The sequence below is a fragment of the Mesorhizobium sp. C416B genome, from assembly GCF_030323165.1.
Lineage (GTDB): Bacteria > Pseudomonadota > Alphaproteobacteria > Rhizobiales > Rhizobiaceae > Mesorhizobium.
Genome location: NZ_CP100471.1, coordinates 3,141,320 through 3,157,091 on the forward strand (window position 1 = coordinate 3,141,320; position 15,772 = coordinate 3,157,091).

The 15,772-nt window shown below is 63.4% G+C and carries 15 protein-coding genes; 10 read left to right on the plus strand and 5 right to left on the minus strand.

What is annotated here, in order from left to right; all coding sequences use genetic code 11:
- Positions 1-3: 3 nt before the first annotated feature.
- Positions 4-645, minus strand: coding sequence for a DUF47 domain-containing protein (locus NLY43_RS15325; RefSeq protein ID WP_023673429.1), 642 nt, complete (start codon positions 643-645; stop codon positions 4-6).
- 158 nt (positions 646-803) lie between these two features.
- On the opposite strand from NLY43_RS15325, the gene NLY43_RS15330 reads away from it, so the two are divergent.
- The 10 genes from NLY43_RS15330 to NLY43_RS15375 all read left to right on the plus strand — a co-directional run bounded on the left by NLY43_RS15330 (position 804) and on the right by NLY43_RS15375 (position 11,424).
- Positions 804-1,703, plus strand: a complete 900-nt coding sequence (locus NLY43_RS15330; protein ID WP_023688790.1) for a LysR family transcriptional regulator — start codon at positions 804-806, stop codon at positions 1,701-1,703.
- 194 nt (positions 1,704-1,897) lie between these two features.
- Positions 1,898-2,377, plus strand: a complete 480-nt coding sequence (locus NLY43_RS15335; RefSeq protein ID WP_023688791.1) for a formate dehydrogenase subunit gamma — start codon at positions 1,898-1,900, stop codon at positions 2,375-2,377.
- Positions 2,374-3,930 (plus strand): formate dehydrogenase beta subunit, encoded by a 1,557-nt coding sequence (locus NLY43_RS15340; protein WP_023712600.1) that lies wholly within the window; start codon positions 2,374-2,376, stop codon positions 3,928-3,930. Before NLY43_RS15335 ends, NLY43_RS15340 begins: the two co-directional genes overlap by 4 nt.
- A gap of 10 nt (positions 3,931-3,940) precedes the next feature.
- Positions 3,941-6,853 (plus strand): formate dehydrogenase subunit alpha, encoded by a 2,913-nt coding sequence (gene fdhF / locus NLY43_RS15345; RefSeq protein WP_023692626.1) that lies wholly within the window; start codon positions 3,941-3,943, stop codon positions 6,851-6,853.
- A 349-nt stretch (positions 6,854-7,202) separates the two neighbouring features.
- Positions 7,203-8,033, plus strand: a complete 831-nt coding sequence (fdhD, locus tag NLY43_RS15350; protein ID WP_023712601.1) for a formate dehydrogenase accessory sulfurtransferase FdhD — start codon at positions 7,203-7,205, stop codon at positions 8,031-8,033.
- Positions 8,023-8,337, plus strand: coding sequence for a formate dehydrogenase subunit delta (locus NLY43_RS15355; protein ID WP_023673423.1), 315 nt, complete (start codon positions 8,023-8,025; stop codon positions 8,335-8,337). Before fdhD ends, NLY43_RS15355 begins: the two co-directional genes overlap by 11 nt.
- A gap of 134 nt (positions 8,338-8,471) precedes the next feature.
- Positions 8,472-10,025: an alpha/beta fold hydrolase gene (locus NLY43_RS15360; protein ID WP_023673422.1), complete on the plus strand. Its 1,554-nt coding sequence runs from the start codon at positions 8,472-8,474 to the stop codon at positions 10,023-10,025.
- A gap of 110 nt (positions 10,026-10,135) precedes the next feature.
- Positions 10,136-10,615, plus strand: a complete 480-nt coding sequence (locus NLY43_RS15365) for a carboxymuconolactone decarboxylase family protein (RefSeq protein ID WP_023688798.1) — start codon at positions 10,136-10,138, stop codon at positions 10,613-10,615.
- Between the two features lie 76 nt (positions 10,616-10,691).
- A complete protein-coding gene (locus NLY43_RS15370; RefSeq protein ID WP_023688799.1) occupies positions 10,692-11,054 on the plus strand; it encodes a nuclear transport factor 2 family protein in 363 nt (120 codons plus the stop codon).
- 55 nt (positions 11,055-11,109) lie between these two features.
- Complete coding sequence (locus NLY43_RS15375; RefSeq protein WP_023738143.1) at positions 11,110-11,424, plus strand: hypothetical protein; 315 nt, start codon at positions 11,110-11,112, stop codon at positions 11,422-11,424.
- A 28-nt stretch (positions 11,425-11,452) separates the two neighbouring features.
- Here the strand turns inward: NLY43_RS15375 and NLY43_RS15380 are convergent, their stop codons facing one another.
- From NLY43_RS15380 to NLY43_RS15395, 4 genes are all read right to left on the minus strand, one after another.
- Positions 11,453-12,151, minus strand: a complete 699-nt coding sequence (locus NLY43_RS15380) for a hypothetical protein (protein ID WP_023712602.1) — start codon at positions 12,149-12,151, stop codon at positions 11,453-11,455.
- Between the two features lie 153 nt (positions 12,152-12,304).
- Positions 12,305-13,732, minus strand: a complete 1,428-nt coding sequence (locus NLY43_RS15385; RefSeq protein WP_023712603.1) for a gamma-aminobutyraldehyde dehydrogenase — start codon at positions 13,730-13,732, stop codon at positions 12,305-12,307.
- Positions 13,733-13,836: 104 nt separating this feature from the next.
- On the minus strand, positions 13,837-14,652 hold the full coding sequence (locus NLY43_RS15390; protein WP_023673416.1) for an ABC transporter permease: 816 nt from the start codon (positions 14,650-14,652) through the stop codon (positions 13,837-13,839).
- The gene (locus NLY43_RS15395) at positions 14,642-15,607 is read right to left on the minus strand and encodes an ABC transporter permease (protein ID WP_023712604.1); all 966 of its coding nucleotides are present in this window, start codon (positions 15,605-15,607) and stop codon (positions 14,642-14,644) included. The genes NLY43_RS15390 and NLY43_RS15395 overlap by 11 nt, the downstream gene beginning before the upstream one ends.
- Between the last annotated feature and the right edge of the window lie 165 nt (positions 15,608-15,772).

Genomic DNA, 15,772 nt, shown 5'->3' on the forward strand with positions numbered 1-15,772 from the left:
TGCCTAAACGTTCTCGATGACGATGCCGCTGATCTCGTTGGCGACGTCCTCAAAGCGGTCGACCACCTTCTCCAGCTGGCCGTAGATCTCCGAGCCGATCAGGTAGGCCATCGGATCGCTGCGGCCATGCCGCTTGAACAGGTCCTTCAATCCCTGCTCATGCAGATCGTCGGCGCGGCTTTCGACGCGCATCACCTCTTCGGCGATGGCGTTGAGGCGTACCGTGTGCGTGCCGACCTTGCTGAGCAGCGGGATTGCTTCGGCAACCAGCCTGGAGGCGGCAACGATGACGCCGCCCATCTCCTGCATCAGCGGGTCGAATTCCTTCTTTTCGAACAGCTTCACCGTCTTGACGGTCTTGTGCATCATGTCGATGGCGTCATCCATCGACTGGATCAGGTCCTTGATGTCGCCGCGATCGAAGGGCGTGATGAAGGAACGCCGCACCGCCAGCAGCACTTCGGCCGTGATATGATCGGCCTCGTCCTCGAGATCGATGATCTTCTGGCACCAGCGATCGATGTCCTTGCCCTGCAGAAGCTGCTCCAGCGCCTCGGCGCCGCCGACCACGGTGCGGGAATGCCGTTCAAAGAGGTCGAAGAAGCGATCTTCGCGCGGCAAAAGCTTGCGGAACCAGCCCAGCATGTCCGATCTCCTCGTATTCCATCCAACCACATAGCGCCGTGTTCGGCCGGGGGAAACAGCCAGCCGGCCCAAAGATGTGGATGCATGGCCAATTGCGGGTAGAGCTTGCGGCGAAAGGCAATTTCCCCGACCTTGCGCGGAACGAACGGACGGATGGGATGATCGACAAGCTCGAATTCTTCATCGCGCTGGCCAAGGAGGAGCATTTCGGCCGGGCGGCGGAAGCGTGCGGCGTCACGCAGCCGACCTTGTCGGCCGGGATCAAGCAGCTGGAGGGCCAGCTCGGCGTCATGCTGGTCAATCGTGGTTCGCGCTTTCAGGGGCTGACGCCGGAAGGCAAGCAGGTGCTGGTGTGGGCGCGTCGCATCGTCGGCGATTCCAGGACCATGCGCGAAGAGATGCGGGCGGCGCGACATGGCCTGTCCGGGCGTATCCGTATTGCCGCCATCCCAACCGCCCTCGCCATGGTGGCGCGGCTGACGACGCCATTTCGCGAGAAGCACCCGGGCGTCACCTTCTCTATCCTGTCGCGCACCTCGATCGAGGTGTTGTCGCTGCTCGGCAATTTCGACGTCGATGCCGGCATCACCTATCTCGACAACGAGCCTCTCGGACGGGTGACGAGCGTGCCGCTCTATGACGAGCGCTACCAGCTGATCACGGCGGTCGGAAATCCCTATTCGGATCGCGACAAAGTGACATGGGCCGAAATCAGCCAGCTGCCGCTCTGCCTGTTGACGCCGGACATGCAGAACCGCCGCATCATCGACCAGCATCTGGCCGAGGCCGGCGTGCAGGTGCGGCCGACACTGGAATCCAACTCGATGATCGTGCTGTTCTCCCACATACGGACAGGCAAATGGTCGTCGATCATGCCGCTCAACCTGGCGGAAACATTCGGTTTTTCCGAACCGATCCGGGCCATTCCGATCGTCGAACCGGATGCCAGCCACACTGTCGGGCTGGTCGCCGCGCCGCGCGAACCGCACACGCCGCTGGTGCAGGCGCTGCTGGACGAGGCGATGGCGCTGGCAGACGATTTCCGCGCCAATCGCTGAGCTAGTCATAACTGGTCAACCGGCGCGATAGAAATTTTCTATCGTGCAACGAAAGCGCTTTATTGATTTCAGAGGTTTTCTCTGATTTCTTAAGCACTTAGCGATTAAGCGGCGTAGGCATGTCGTTGTTCCAAAACTGCTTCATGCTTTTGGACGATTATATGCATCGATCGCTACGATAGGGAGGGCGCTGCGTGACGATGCAGCCTGCAAGTACCGAGATACAGTCGCGCACGGCGGCGATCATCCAGGAGTTGAAGGGCCTCGAAGGCCCCCTGCTGCCGATCCTGCACGAGATCCAGGAAGAATTTGGCCACGTGCCGCAGGACGCCGTGCCCGTCATCGCCGATGGGCTGAACCTGTCGAGGGCCGAAGTGCATGGCGTCGTGACCTTCTATCATGATTTCCGTGCCCGGCCGGCTGGCCGGCATGTGCTCAAGCTCTGCCAGGCGGAAGCCTGCCAGTCGATGGGTTCGGATGCGATCGCCGCAAAGGTCAAGCAGTTGTTGGGCATCGATTTCCATGAGACCACCCGCGACGGATCGGTTACACTTGAGCCTGTCTATTGCCTCGGGCTGTGCGCCTGTTCACCGTCGGCGATGCTGGATGGTGAGGTGATCGGGCGGCTCGATGACGAGAAGATCGAAGAGATCGTCGGGGAGGTACGCTCATGATCCCGCGCATCTACATTCCAGGTGACTCCGGCGCGCTGGCGCTCGGCGCCGAAAAGGTCGCCAAGGCTGTTCGTGCGGAACTGGCTGAACGGGGCGTCGAGGCCAAGATCGTCCGCAACGGCTCGCGCGGCGCCTATTTCCTCGAACCGATGGTCGAGGTCGCGACCGAAAAGGGCCGCGTCGCTTACGGGCCGGTCAAGCCATCGGACGTCAAGAGCCTGTTCGACAGCGGCTTTCTCACCGGCGGGCATCACAAGCGCTGGCTGGGCGCGCCCGACAAAATCCCGTTCCTGGCCAAGCAGACGCGCCTGACCTTTGCGCGTTGCGGCATCAACGACCCGCTATCGCTCGATGCCTACAAGTCACTGGGCGGGCTCAAGGGCCTGCAGAACGCGGTGGCCATGGCGCCGCTCGACATCGTCAAACAGGTCACGGAATCGGGCTTGCGCGGCCGCGGCGGCGCCGGCTTCCCGACCGGCATCAAGTGGAAGACGGTGCTCGATACGACATCTGACCGCAAATACATCGTCTGCAATGCCGACGAGGGCGACAGCGCCACCTTTGCCGACCGCATGATTATGGAGGGCGACCCCTTCGTGCTCATCGAAGGCATGACGATTGCCGGCATCTCCACCGGCGCGACCAAGGGGTTCGTCTATATCCGCTCGGAATATCCGCATGCGGTGGCTGTCATGAACAAGGCTGTCGAGGTCGCCCGCAAGGCAGGCGTGCTCGGCGTCAGCGTGCTCGGTTCGCCCAACGCCTTCGACATGGAAATCCGCGTCGGCGCCGGCGCCTATGTCTGCGGCGAGGAAACTTCGCTGCTGAACAGCCTTGAAGGCAAGCGCGGCGTGGTGCGAGCCAAGCCACCGCTGCCGGCAATCCAGGGTCTGTTCGGCAAGCCGACGGTGATCAACAACGTCATCAGCCTAGCCTCCGTGCCCATCATCATGGACAAGGGTGCTGCCTTCTACAAGGATTTCGGCATGGGCCGCTCGCGCGGCACGATCCCGATACAGATCGCCGGCAACGTCAAATTCGGCGGCCTGTTCGAGGCGGCGTTCGGCATGACGCTGGGCGAGATCGTCGACGATATCGGCGGCGGTACGGCCACTGGTCGCCCGGTGAAGGCGGTGCAGGTCGGCGGCCCGCTCGGCGCCTATTTCCCGCGCGGCCTGTTCGACACGCCGTTCGACTACGAAGAGTTCGCGAAGCGCGACGGACTGATCGGTCATGCCGGCATCACCGTGTTCGACGACACGGCCGACATGCTGAAGCAGGCGCGCTTTGCCATGGAGTTCTGCGCCATCGAAAGCTGCGGCAAGTGCACGCCCTGCCGCATCGGCTCGATACGCGGGGTGGAGACCATCGACCGGCTTGCCGCCGGCATCGAGCCGGAGAAGAACCTGGCACTGGTCACCGATCTCTGCAACACGATGAAGTTCGGATCGCTCTGCGCGCTGGGCGGCTTCACGCCCTATCCGGTGATGAGCTCGATCACCCATTTCCCCGAAGATTTCAAGCCCGCGCCGGCGCGCGTGGCTGCTGAATAGGAGCTGGCAGATGAATATCAAGGCCGACTTCCCGACACTCATCGAAGAACTCGATTACGGAACCCCGGAATCGAAGGCGCAAAAGCAGGTTACGCTGATCGTCGACGGCCGCAGCATCAGCGTGCCGGAGGGTACGTCGATCATGCGCGCGGCGATGGAAGGCGGGGTCGAGATCCCAAAACTCTGCGCTACCGACATGCTGGACTCGTTCGGCTCCTGCCGCGTCTGCCTGGTCGAGATCGACGGGCGCGGCGGCACGCCGGCATCCTGCACGACGCCCGTCGGCGAAGGCATGGTGGTGCGCACGCAATCCGAGCGGCTCGACGCCATCCGCCGCGGTGTCATGGAGCTTTACGTCTCCGACCACCCGACCGGCTGGGACGAGAAGGCCGGCACCGGCGCCAGCGAGTTCGACGTTGTGGCGAAATCGGTCGGCCTGACCGAGAACCGCTTCGGCATCGAGGGCCGCAACCACGTCAAGCAGGAAAACGGCGTCGCGCCCGGCCATGGCTCGCTGGCGGTCGACTACATCGCCCGCGACGAGTCCAACCCATATTTCACCTATGATCCGGCGCAATGTATCGTCTGCTCGCGCTGCGTGCGGGCCTGCGAGGAGGTGCAGGGCACCTTCGCGCTGACGATCGAGGGCCGCGGTTTCGAATCGCGCATGGTCGCCGGCATGCACGAGGATTTCATCGCCTCCGAATGCGTATCCTGCGGCGCCTGCGTGCAGGCCTGTCCGACCGATGCGCTGCGTGAAAAGACCGTGCTTGAGAAAGGCATGCCCGAGCGCTCCGCCGTCACCACCTGCGCCTATTGCGGCGTCGGCTGCTCGTTCAAGGCAGAAGTGAAGGACGACGAAGTCATTCGCATGATGCCCTACAAGGACGGCAAGGCCAACCACGGCCACTCCTGCGTGAAGGGCCGTTTCGCCTATGGCTATGCCACCCACAAGGACCGCATCCTGTCGCCTATGATCCGGGAAAAGGTCAGCGATCCCTGGCGCGAAGTGAGTTGGGAAGAGGCCATCGCCCATACGGCCAAGGAATTCCGCCGTATCCAGTATCAATACGGCCGCACCTCGATCGGCGGCATCACGTCCTCGCGATGCACAAATGAAGAGACCTATCTGGTGCAGAAGCTTGTGCGCCAAGGCTTCCGCAACAACAATGTCGACACCTGCGCCCGCGTCTGCCACTCGCCGACCGGCTACGGCCTCGGCCAGACCTATGGCACCTCGGCCGGCACGCAGGATTTCGATTCCGTCGACTTCACCGATGTCGCCGTCATCATCGGCGCCAATCCGGCTTCCGCGCACCCGGTGTTCGCCTCGCGGCTGAAAAAGCGGCTGCGCCAGGGCGCCAAGCTGATCGTGCTCGATCCGCGCCGCACCGAAATGGTCAAGTCAGCGCATATCGAGGCCGACTATCACCTGCCGCTGAAGCCCGGCACCAACGTGGCGGTGCTGACGGCGCTGGCGCATGTCATCGTTACCGAAGGGCTTTTCGAGGAAGCCTTCATCCGCGATCGCTGCGACTGGGCGGAGTTCCAGGATTGGGCTTCTTTCGTCGCCTTGCCGGAAAACAGCCCCGAAATCGTCGGCAAGCTGTCCGGCGTCGACCCCGAACTGATCCGGGGTGCTGCGCGCCTCTATGCCAAGGGCGGCAATGGCGCGATTTATTATGGCCTTGGCGTCACCGAACACAGCCAGGGTTCGACCACGGTTATGGCTATCGCCAACCTTGCCATGGCGACCGGCAATATCGGCCGTCCCGGCGTCGGCGTGAACCCGCTGCGCGGCCAGAACAACGTGCAGGGTTCCTGCGACATGGGCTCATTCCCGCACGAACTGCCAGGCTACCGCCACATCTCGGGCGAGGCGGTGCGTGACATCTATGAGAGCCTTTGGGGGGTGAAGCTCGACGACGAACCCGGCCTGCGCATCCCCAACATGCTGGATGCCGCCGTCGACGGCTCGTTCAAGGGCATCTACATCCAGGGCGAGGACATTCTGCAGTCGGACCCTGATACCAAGCATGTCGCGGCCGGCCTGGCGGCGATGGAATGCGTGGTCGTGCACGACCTGTTCCTCAACGAGACCGCCAACTACGCGCATGTCTTCCTGCCGGGCTCGACCTTCCTGGAGAAGGACGGCACTTTCACCAATGCCGAGCGCCGCATCAACATGGTGCGCAAGGTTCTGGAGCCGAAGGCGCGCTACGCCGACTGGGAAGCGACACAGGAGCTTGCCCGTGCGATCGGGCTGGACTGGAACTATCAGCATCCCTCCGAGATCATGGACGAGGTTGCAAAAACGACGCCGAGCTTCGCCGGCGTGTCCTTCGAGCTGCTCGACCGTGTCGGATCCGTGCAATGGCCCTGCAACGAGAAGGCGCCGCTCGGCACACCGATCATGCATATGGATGGCTTCGTGCGTGGCAAGGGCAAGTTCATCCGCACTGAATATGTCGCGACCGACGAGCGGACCGGGCCGCGTTTCCCGTTGCTGCTGACCACCGGCCGCATTCTCAGCCAGTACAATGTCGGTGCACAGACAAGGCGCACCGAAAACGTCATGTGGCACTCGGAAGATCGGTTGGAGATCCATCCGCACGACGCCGAGAACCGCGGCCTGCGCGATGGCGACTGGGTGCGGCTGACCAGCCGTTCGGGCGAGACGACGCTGCGTGCGCTGATCACCGACCGGGTGTCGCCGGGCGTGGTCTACACCACCTTCCACCATCCGGACACGCAGGCCAACGTCATCACCACCGACTTCTCCGACTGGGCGACCAATTGTCCGGAGTACAAGGTGACCGCAGTGCAGGTCGGCGCGTCGAACGGACCTTCGGACTGGCAGCGCGACTATAACGAGCAGGCCGAGCAGAGCCGCCGCATCGCAAAGCTGGAAGCGGCGGAGTAGTCTTGCCACGGCGTTCGACAATAAGAGCTTCAATCTTGACGGTTGGTCGACCCCTACTCCGTCAGGAAGGACGCGAGCTTATGCCGAATGGCGCCTTTCTTCTCCCTCCGGAGGGGGGAGAGGTGGCGCCGCGAAGCGGCGACGGAGTGGGGGAAGCCGGCCCCGCAACACGCAGCCGTCGAAAGTCGCGCACAACCCAAAGAGCAGGCAAACCGGCCTATCTGGCGAGCAGTCGACCCCCACTCCGTCAAGCTTCGCTTGACACCTCTCCCCCGGTCGACGGGGGAGAGGAAAGGCGCGAGCCTCCACAGCTACTGCTAAGGACGGACAGGGCAGAGGGGCGCGCCTCGTGACCCGAAAACGCCAAGCCACCACCCAAATCTCTCGCCTTGCCCACCGCGCCAGCGGCACGACATCGGCCAACCGCATGGTGCCGGAGGAGACGCCGGTGGCGTTCTCCTTTGCCGGCACCACCCATGCGGTGATGATGGCGAGCCCGGCCGATTTCGAGGATTTCGCGCTCGGCTTCTCTCTGACCGAAGGCATCATAGCCTTGCCTGACGAAATCGATGCGATCGAGGTCGAGGACCATGGCGCCGGCATCGATATCCAGATCCGGCTGAAGGACCAGGCCAATACGCGCTTCGAGGCGCGACGCAGGCGATTGGCCGGTCCGGTCGGCTGTGGGCTATGCGGCATCGAATCGATCGAGGAAGCGATGCGCTCGGTCGACAAGGTTGGTGCGTCCAAGCTTACGCTTGAAGCCGACGATATCACCCGTTCGGTAAAGCTTTTGTCCAAGGTGCAGCCTCTGCATTCAGAAACCGGCGCCGTGCATGCAGCGGGCTTCTACATTCCCGGCAAAGGCATCGTCATGGCGCGCGAGGATGTCGGCCGGCACAATGCGCTGGACAAACTGGCCGGCGCGCTGGCCAAGGCCGGCATTGACGGTGCATCGGGCGCGGTGGTGGTGACATCACGCGTCTCGGTGGAGATGGTGCAGAAAACGGCGACGATCGGCTCCGCCTTCATCATCGCCGTGTCGGCGCCGACAGCGCTCGCCATCCGCACCGCTGATGAGGCCGGCATGACACTGGTAGCGCTGGTGCGCGGCGATGATTTCGATGTTTTCACCCACCCGGAACGGGTGGTCTTGGGAGTTGCCCAGCATGTCGCATAACGAAGAACACATCACGAGCACCGGGGAAAAGCTGGTGCGCATGGCCAACCAGATCGCCGCCTTCTTCCATTCAAGGCCCCGCGAGGAAGGTGTGGCGGGCGTGGCCGAGCACATCAACAAGTTCTGGGAGCCCAGGATGCGCCGGCAGTTCTTCGAGATGCTGGACAGCGGCGGCGAAGGTTTTGACGAACTCGTCGTCGTGGCCTCGGCCAGGATCAAGCGGCCGAAGACCGAGGAGCAGGCCGATGTGAGCATCGGCTACGTCCAACCCACGGGTGCAGAGAGCGCCGCTCCCCAGAAATAGCCTCCCCCAGAAATGGCGGGCGAACACGGCTCGCCGCGGGCTATATTCCTGTCTTCTAAAGTTTGGCTGCCGCATCCGCCGGGCGTCTGCTATGGTCGGCGATCAGAAATCGTCTGGCCGGGCGGGATAGCAACGTGAGGCCGATCGAGACGCGATATGCCCTCAGCGGCGACGTGCGGATCGCCTATCAGGTGGTCGGCCAGGGATCGTTCGACCTGGTTTTCGTGCCCGGCTTCATCTCCAATCTCGACCTGCATTGGGAAGACGAGGGCTACGCCAGGCTCTTGAAACGGCTCTCGGCGTTCTCGCGGCTTATCCTGTTCGACAAGCGCGGCACCGGCCTGTCCGACCGCGTCGACCCACGCCACCTGCCCAGCCTCGAAACCCGCATGGACGATGTGCGCGCGGTGATGGATGCCACCGGCAGCGGCCGCGCGGCCTTGCTCGGCGCTTCGGAAGGCGCGCCGATGGCAATGTTGTTTGCCGCCACCTATCCGGAACGGACACGAGCGCTGGCGCTCTATGGCGGTTATGCGCATTTCCACAAATGGGTGATGTCGCCGGAGCGCCTCGAGGCCTTCATCGCGACGGCCGGCACGGAATGGGGCACGGGCGCCACACTGCCCAACTTCGCTCCCGGCCGGGTAGATGATGCGCATTTCACCCAGTGGTGGGCCCGCTTCGAGCGGCTGTCGGCCAGTCCGACGGCAGCGGCAGCCCTTGCCCGGATGAATGCCGGAATCGATGTGCGCGGCGTGCTTTCGGCGATCGGCGCACCGACACTGCTCATTCATCGCCGCAACGACGCGCGGGTCGACCCGGACGCCAGCCGCTTCCTGGCGAAAGAGATCGCCAATGCGCGATTGGTCGAGGTCCCCGGGCGCGACCACCCGATCTGGACCGGCGATGTCGACCGGGTGGCCGACCTGATCGAGGAATTCCTGACCGGCGAGCGTGCCGTGGCCGAAGCGGAGCGCGTGCTTGCCGCTCTTCTGGCGACACGCATCTACGACACGGCGCGGGTTGGCGACCGCATGTGGAGCGAACGTAGCGAGCGCTTCCAGGAGAGCTGGCAGCAGCTGGTCGGCCGTCATGGCGGACGCGTCGCCGGCATCCATGGCGAATTGATGATCTCGCGCTTCGACGGGCCGGCGCGGGCCATACGCTGCGCGGCGGCACTGCGCGATGCGGCGCAACATATGGGCATTGCAAGCGCCCAGGGCGCCCATGTCGGTGAGGTCGAAATGCGCGGGCCGCCGGTGGGGCTGATGGCACGGGTGACGATGCAGATCGCCGCCCATGCCGGGCGCGGCGATATTCTGGCGTCGCGGCTGGCCGCCGATCTGGCGGCGGGGTCCGGCCTGCATTTCATCGATGCCGGGCGTGTCACGGTGGATGAGCTGGACGAGCCGCTGGCGCTGGTCCAGGCAACGTCGGAACAGCACCTGGAGCCGGCCTGCCGCCCCAAGGCGAAACCCGCCGAGCCGGCTCAACTGACGGCGCGCGAAAGCGAGGTGGTGATCCTGATCGCCGACGGCAAGAGCAATGCCGCGATCGCCGCCGAGCTGAGGCTCAGCGAGCATACGGTCAAGCGTCATGTCGCCAACATATTGCTGAAGCTCGATTTGCCGTCACGGGCGGCGGCAGCGGCATTTTCCGCCAGGCAGGCTGGCCCGGACGGGCCATAGGGACCATGGCGCTTTCGGGCGAAGCGGCCAGGTGGGGTCGAGGCGTACCAATTCTCTCCATGCAGGCCAGGCGGATGTCGCCGGGAAAGGCACTGCGGATGGAGGATGCAATGCTGAAGTCAAACAGGTCGATCAAATCGCTGGTGATAGCGGCAGGCGTTGGCGCGTTGTTCACGATCGCTCCCGCCAGAGCCGAGGATGCCTCGGCGGCCGCCGCCTACAAGGACATCGAGGCGACGCTCGGCTCAGTGCCGGACATGTTCAAGACGCTGCCCGATGTCGCGGTTGCCGGCGCCTGGGCCGAGATCAAGGGTGTGCAGCTCAACCCCAAGACCGCGCTCGACGGCAAGACCAAGGAACTGCTGGGGCTGGCCGTCGCCTCGCAGATCCCCTGCCAGTACTGCATCTATTTCCACACCGAGGCCGCCAAGCTCAATGGCGCGACCGATGAGGAGATCAAGGAGGCGATCGCGATGGCGGCGATCGTGCGCCACTGGTCGACGATGCTCAACGGCAGCCAGGTCGATTTCGCGACCTTCAAACAACAGACCGACGGCGTGTTCGCAGCCGTCAAAGCCAAGTCGCAGTGAAAGAAAATGCCGGGCGGTGCGCCGGGCATTGCTTGTGATCATTCAACCGCCCGATCAACGGGCCATGGAGGAGAAGATGCTGACCAAGACGCAGAGCGTGGACGGCGCGGCGATCAAGAAAGCGATCGAAGGACGGGACGGCAGGATGCTCGCTAGCTTCTATGCCGACGACGCACTGGTGCGGGTGATCGACCGCAACAATCCACCGAGCAAGCCGCGCGAGATCCGCGGCCGGGCGGCGATCAGCACCTTCTGGGACGACATCTGCAGCCGGGCGATGACCCACAAGGTCGACACCACCATCGCCGATGGCGACAATCTCGCCTTCACCCAGGCCTGCGCCTATCCGGACGGAACGAAAGTGTTCTGCGCGGCGATGCTGGAGCTGAAGAATGGGCGGATTGCACGACAGACCGTCGTGCAGGCCTGGGACGAGTAGTTCCACCGCGGAAAGATCAACCGCGGTTTGGGCCGCAAAACTGGAGGAGACAAAAATGTTCAGCGCCAGATGGCAGATCGACGCCAAGTTCGGGCACAAGCAGACCGTGCTCGACCTGTTGAAGAAATGGGAACGCGAGATCGGCTCTCAGGTCGGCATTGCCGATCTCGAGTTCCAGATCATGACCGGTTCGGTCGGAGCTCGGGAAGCGACGGTCGAATCGCATCATCAGGTCGAAAGCCTTGCCCAGCTGGAGGGATTCTTCGCCAGGATTGGCAAGATCGACGCGCACGCCAAATGGGGCAAGGAGATGGAGCCCTACGTCGTTTCAGGCACCAGCCTTTGGAACATCTACCGCATCGTGGAGTAGCCGTGGCAGGTGCAGCAGTTTTCGGCCATCAGTTGCGGCGGCCGAAACTCGTCCGCTGCCCGGAAAACCGCCCTTCCCTGGCCGATCCGGCAGCCGCGACACGTGCCGGGTGATTGGGCAATGTGGCCTGCTTGGCCAGGGCCGCCGCTATCAAGGCGTCGGCCTGGCGCGCGCGCTGGTCCGCGCCGGCATTTCCGGCAGGGTTGCCCGCCACGGCGGAGGTCGACATCCGCCGGCGGGGTTTGAAAGCAAGATAGAGAAGCAACGCGCCGAGCAGTCCAGCCCCAATGACGATCGTCAAACGCGTGCCGGTCATGCCGGTGCGTTCGATCTGGGTGTGGTTGGCGGGGTTCTGGACGACGGTGAGCTTGTCGCCGACCTGCGGTTCGCGGGCACCGTTCTTGTTCAGCTCCATCGTGGCCTCGACGGCATCGGCGCCGGTGCCGACGCGCAAGGTGCCGGTGAATTTCTGGGTCACCTTCCACTCTTTGTCAGCATGAACCGTCTTGAACGCATCAACCAGTTCGCACGGGATCGTGGCGGTGCTGACGGTCTTGTAGACAATCTTGTGGGCGGTCGATTCCATGTCGCATTCGACATTGACCGCGAGGATTTCAGCAGGCGCCTCGGGCCAGCCGCTCTTCTTGATCATGTCCTTGCCGCCGAACACAGCGATCAGCAGACAGAAGCCGCCAATGAGTACCAGCTTGATCTTGGTCGTGTTCATGCGCAAACCCCTCGCCGCGCGGTTTCCCGGCAAGAGGCTGCTCGTTCAGGTTGAATATTCAGTAAATCGTGAACTCCCGCCGTACCGCAAAGGTAACTCACGCTTAATATACAGAAAACGCGGTGGCGAATATTTTAGAGATAGTGGCGGCCTCTACCCATGCGCCACCATCACATGACGAACGGCGGTATAATCCTCCAGCGCATAGAGAGACATGTCCTTGCCGTAGCCGGACTGCTTCAGCCCGCCATGCGGCATCTCGTTGGTCAGCATGAAATGGGTGTTGATCCAGGTGCAGCCATATTGCAGACGGGCGGCCGTCGCCATGGCGCGCGAGACGTTCTTGGTCCACACCGAGGATGCCAGGCCGTAGTCGCCGTCATTGGCCCAGTTCACGGCTTCATCGACTTCGGAGAAGCGGGTGATGGAGACGACCGGACCGAACACTTCGCGGCGCACGATCTCGTCTTCCTGCAGCGCGCCGGCAACCACCGTCGGCTGGTAATAGAAGCCGGAGCCTTCGCCGGGCTTGCCGCCGGTGGTGATCTCGACGTGCTTCAGTTCCGAAGCGCGCTCGACGAAGCTCGAGACGCGATCGCGCTGGCGGCGCGAGATCAGCGGCCCGATCTCGTTTTTGGTGTCATCCGGCTGGTTGTATTTGATGGTCGAGACGGCAGATGAGAGATCGGCGACGAGCTTGTCGTAGATCTTCTTGCCGGCATAGATGCGGCAGGCGGCTGTACAATCCTGCCCGGCATTGTAGTAGCCGAAAGCGCGCAGGCCGTTTACCACGGCGCCGAGGTCGGCGTCGTCGAAAACGATGACCGGCGCCTTGCCGCCGAGTTCCAGATGCGTGCGCTTGACCGACTTGGCGGCGGCCTGCAGCACCTTCTTGCCTGTGGCGACGTCGCCGGTGATCGAAATCATGTTGACCTTGGCGTGATTGATCAGCGTGTTGCCGACGCTGTCGCCGCGGCCGAGCACGACATTGACGACGCCCTCGGGCAGAACCTCGGCCAGGATCCTGGCCAGCTTCAGCGCCGTCAGCGGCGTCTGCTCCGACGGCTTGAAGACGACGGTGTTGCCGCCGGCAATGGCCGGCGCCAGCTTCCAGGCCATCATCATCAGTGGATAGTTCCACGGCGCGATGGAAGCGACGATGCCGATCGGGTCGCGCCGCACCATCGAGGTGTGGCCGGGCAGATATTCGCCGGCGACCACGCCCGGCATCGAACGTACCGCGCCGGCAAAGAAGCGGTAGCAGTCGACGATCGCCGGGATTTCGTCATTGAGCACCGCGTTGATCGGCTTGCCGCAATTCAGCGCCTCGAGCGCCGCGAACTCCCGCGCGTTGGCCTCGATGCGGTCGGCGATCTTGAGGAGATAGCCGGAGCGCTGCGCCGGCGTTGTGCGTGACCACAAGACGAACGCTCGCCCGGCGGCAGTAACAGCCGCCTCGATCTGCGCCTGGCTGGCTTCAGGCAGGTTGAGAATGGTCGCCCCGGTCTTTGGATTCAGAATCGGCTCCTCGGTCTCGGTGCCGTTCTCGAACTTCGAGCCGATCAGCATCTGGGTGTCCATGCGGGTTCTCCTTGGTCAGGAGCGAGTAGCGAATAGCGAGTAGCGAATAGGGCTGGTCGTGCAATCTCCCTATTCGCTATTCGCTACTCCCTATTCGCTGTTCTTCATTTGCCCGAACCGGCGATCTGGTCGCCGTCGCGGGTCAGGTAATAGGCGGCAAGGATGGGCAGCAGCGTCACCAGCACCACGACCATGGCGACGACATTGGTGACCGGACGCTGGCGTGGGCGGATCAGCTCTTCCAGCATCCAGATCGGCACGGTCTGCTGCTGGCCGGCGGTGAAGGTGGTGACGATGACCTCGTCGAAGGAGAGCGCGAAGGCGAGCATCCCCCCGGCAAGCAGAGCGGTGGCGATGTTGGGCAGCACGACGTGCCGGAAGGTCTGGAAGCCGTCGGCGCCGAGATCCATCGAGGCCTCGATCATTGAGCCGGAAGTGCGGCGGAAACGGGCGACCGCATTGTTGTAGACGACGACAACGCAGAAGGTGGCGTGGCCGAGCACGATCGTCCAGAACGAGAACGGGATGTCGGCTAGCGAGAAGGCCGAGCGCAACGCGATGCCGGTGATGATGCCGGGCAGCGCGATCGGCAGGATGACGAGCAGCGAGATCGTCTCGCGGCCGAAGAATTTCGTCCGTGACACGGCGGCGGCGCACAGCGTGCCCAGTATCAAGGCAATCGCGGTCGAGATGGCGGCGACACGGACCGAAAGCGACAGCGCCTGCCAGACATCCGGCCGGTTCCAGGTGACGGCGAACCATTGTGTGGTCAGCCCCGGCGGCGGCCAGACGAAGCTCTTCTCTTCCGTGGTGAAGGCGTAGACGAAGATCAACAAGATCGGCAGATGCAGGAACAGCAGGCCGCAGGCGGCAGCGATCTTGAGGCCGAGCGGAGCGGATTGCGAACCGTCAGAGCGCATCGAAGGCCCCCATGCGCTTGGCGCCCCAGAGATAGAAACCCATGATGACGATGGGCACGACGGTGAAGGCTGCGGCGAGCGGGATGTTGCCGGCTGTGCCTTGCTGCGAATAGACGGCCTGCCCGATGAACAGCCGCGATGTGCCGATGATCTGTGGGATGATGTAGTCGCCCAGCGTCAGCGAGAAGGTGAAGATCGAGCCGGCGACGATGCCGGGCAGCGCCAGCGGGAACAGCACGTTGCGGAAGGTCTGGCCCGGCGACGCCCCGAGATCGGAGGACGCCTCGACCAGATTGCCGGGAACGCGCTCCAATGCCGCCTGCACCGGCAGGATCATGAAGGGCAACCAGACATAGACGAAAGCGATGAAGGTGCCGGTGGCGGAGACCGACAAAGAGTTGCCGCCGACGACCGGCAGCGACAGCCAGCCATCGAGCACCCAGAGCAGATGCAATTTGGCGAGCAGCCAGGTCAAAATGCCTTCCTTGGCGAGGATCAGCTTCCAGGCGTAGATCTTGACGAGGTAACTCGACCATAGCGGCAGCATGACGCCGAGATAGAACAGCGCCTTCCAGCGGCCGCGGGCATAGCGCGCCGCATAATAGGCGATCGGGAAGGCGATGACGGCCGAGGCCAGCGTGACCAGCACCGCCATCGTCACCGTGCGCAGGATGATGTCGAGATTGGCGGGCTGGAACAGGTCGCCATAGGTCTTCAGCGTGAATTCGTGGTTGATGAGGCCGGAGAACTCGTCGATCGAAAAAAAGCTCTGCGCCAGAAGTGCGAACAACGAGCCGATATAGACAACGCCGAGCCATAGAACCGGCGGCAGCAGCATGAGGAACAGCAGCAGTTGCGGCTTGCGCCAGAAAAGGTCCGACAGTGCGCCGCGCATGCCACCGCTGCCGGGCAGGATGGCGGGGGCGGAGGTTGAGTCGAGCGCGGCGATGGTCATGGGGCGACCGCGTGCTGAAGGAACCGTGAGAGGCAGCGTTCCTTCACACCCCCCTCTGTCCTGCCGGACATCTCCCCCTCAAGGGGGGAGATCAGCAGTTTCGCTGCCCCGCCAAATCCCCAACGTTGAAGATTGGCGAAACCGGGAGGAACAGCCAATCTCCCC

Excerpts from the sequence above, each read along its gene's own strand:
- NLY43_RS15385 (WP_023712603.1), bottom strand. The coding sequence starts at position 13,732 with ATGGACACCCAGATGCTGATCGGCTCGAAGTTCGAGAACGGCACCGAG.
- NLY43_RS15355 (WP_023673423.1), top strand. The coding sequence starts at position 8,023 with ATGTCGCATAACGAAGAACACATCACGAGCACCGGGGAAAAGCTGGTG.
- NLY43_RS15395 (WP_023712604.1), bottom strand. The coding sequence starts at position 15,607 with ATGACCATCGCCGCGCTCGACTCAACCTCCGCCCCCGCCATCCTGCCC.
- NLY43_RS15380 (WP_023712602.1), bottom strand. The coding sequence starts at position 12,151 with ATGAACACGACCAAGATCAAGCTGGTACTCATTGGCGGCTTCTGTCTG.
- NLY43_RS15325 (WP_023673429.1), bottom strand. The coding sequence starts at position 645 with ATGCTGGGCTGGTTCCGCAAGCTTTTGCCGCGCGAAGATCGCTTCTTC.
- NLY43_RS15390 (WP_023673416.1), bottom strand. The coding sequence starts at position 14,652 with ATGCGCTCTGACGGTTCGCAATCCGCTCCGCTCGGCCTCAAGATCGCT.
- NLY43_RS15340 (WP_023712600.1), top strand. The coding sequence starts at position 2,374 with ATGATCCCGCGCATCTACATTCCAGGTGACTCCGGCGCGCTGGCGCTC.
- NLY43_RS15330 (WP_023688790.1), top strand. The coding sequence starts at position 804 with ATGATCGACAAGCTCGAATTCTTCATCGCGCTGGCCAAGGAGGAGCAT.
- fdhF (WP_023692626.1), top strand. The coding sequence starts at position 3,941 with ATGAATATCAAGGCCGACTTCCCGACACTCATCGAAGAACTCGATTAC.
- NLY43_RS15375 (WP_023738143.1), top strand. The coding sequence starts at position 11,110 with ATGTTCAGCGCCAGATGGCAGATCGACGCCAAGTTCGGGCACAAGCAG.
- NLY43_RS15365 (WP_023688798.1), top strand. The coding sequence starts at position 10,136 with ATGCTGAAGTCAAACAGGTCGATCAAATCGCTGGTGATAGCGGCAGGC.
- NLY43_RS15370 (WP_023688799.1), top strand. The coding sequence starts at position 10,692 with ATGCTGACCAAGACGCAGAGCGTGGACGGCGCGGCGATCAAGAAAGCG.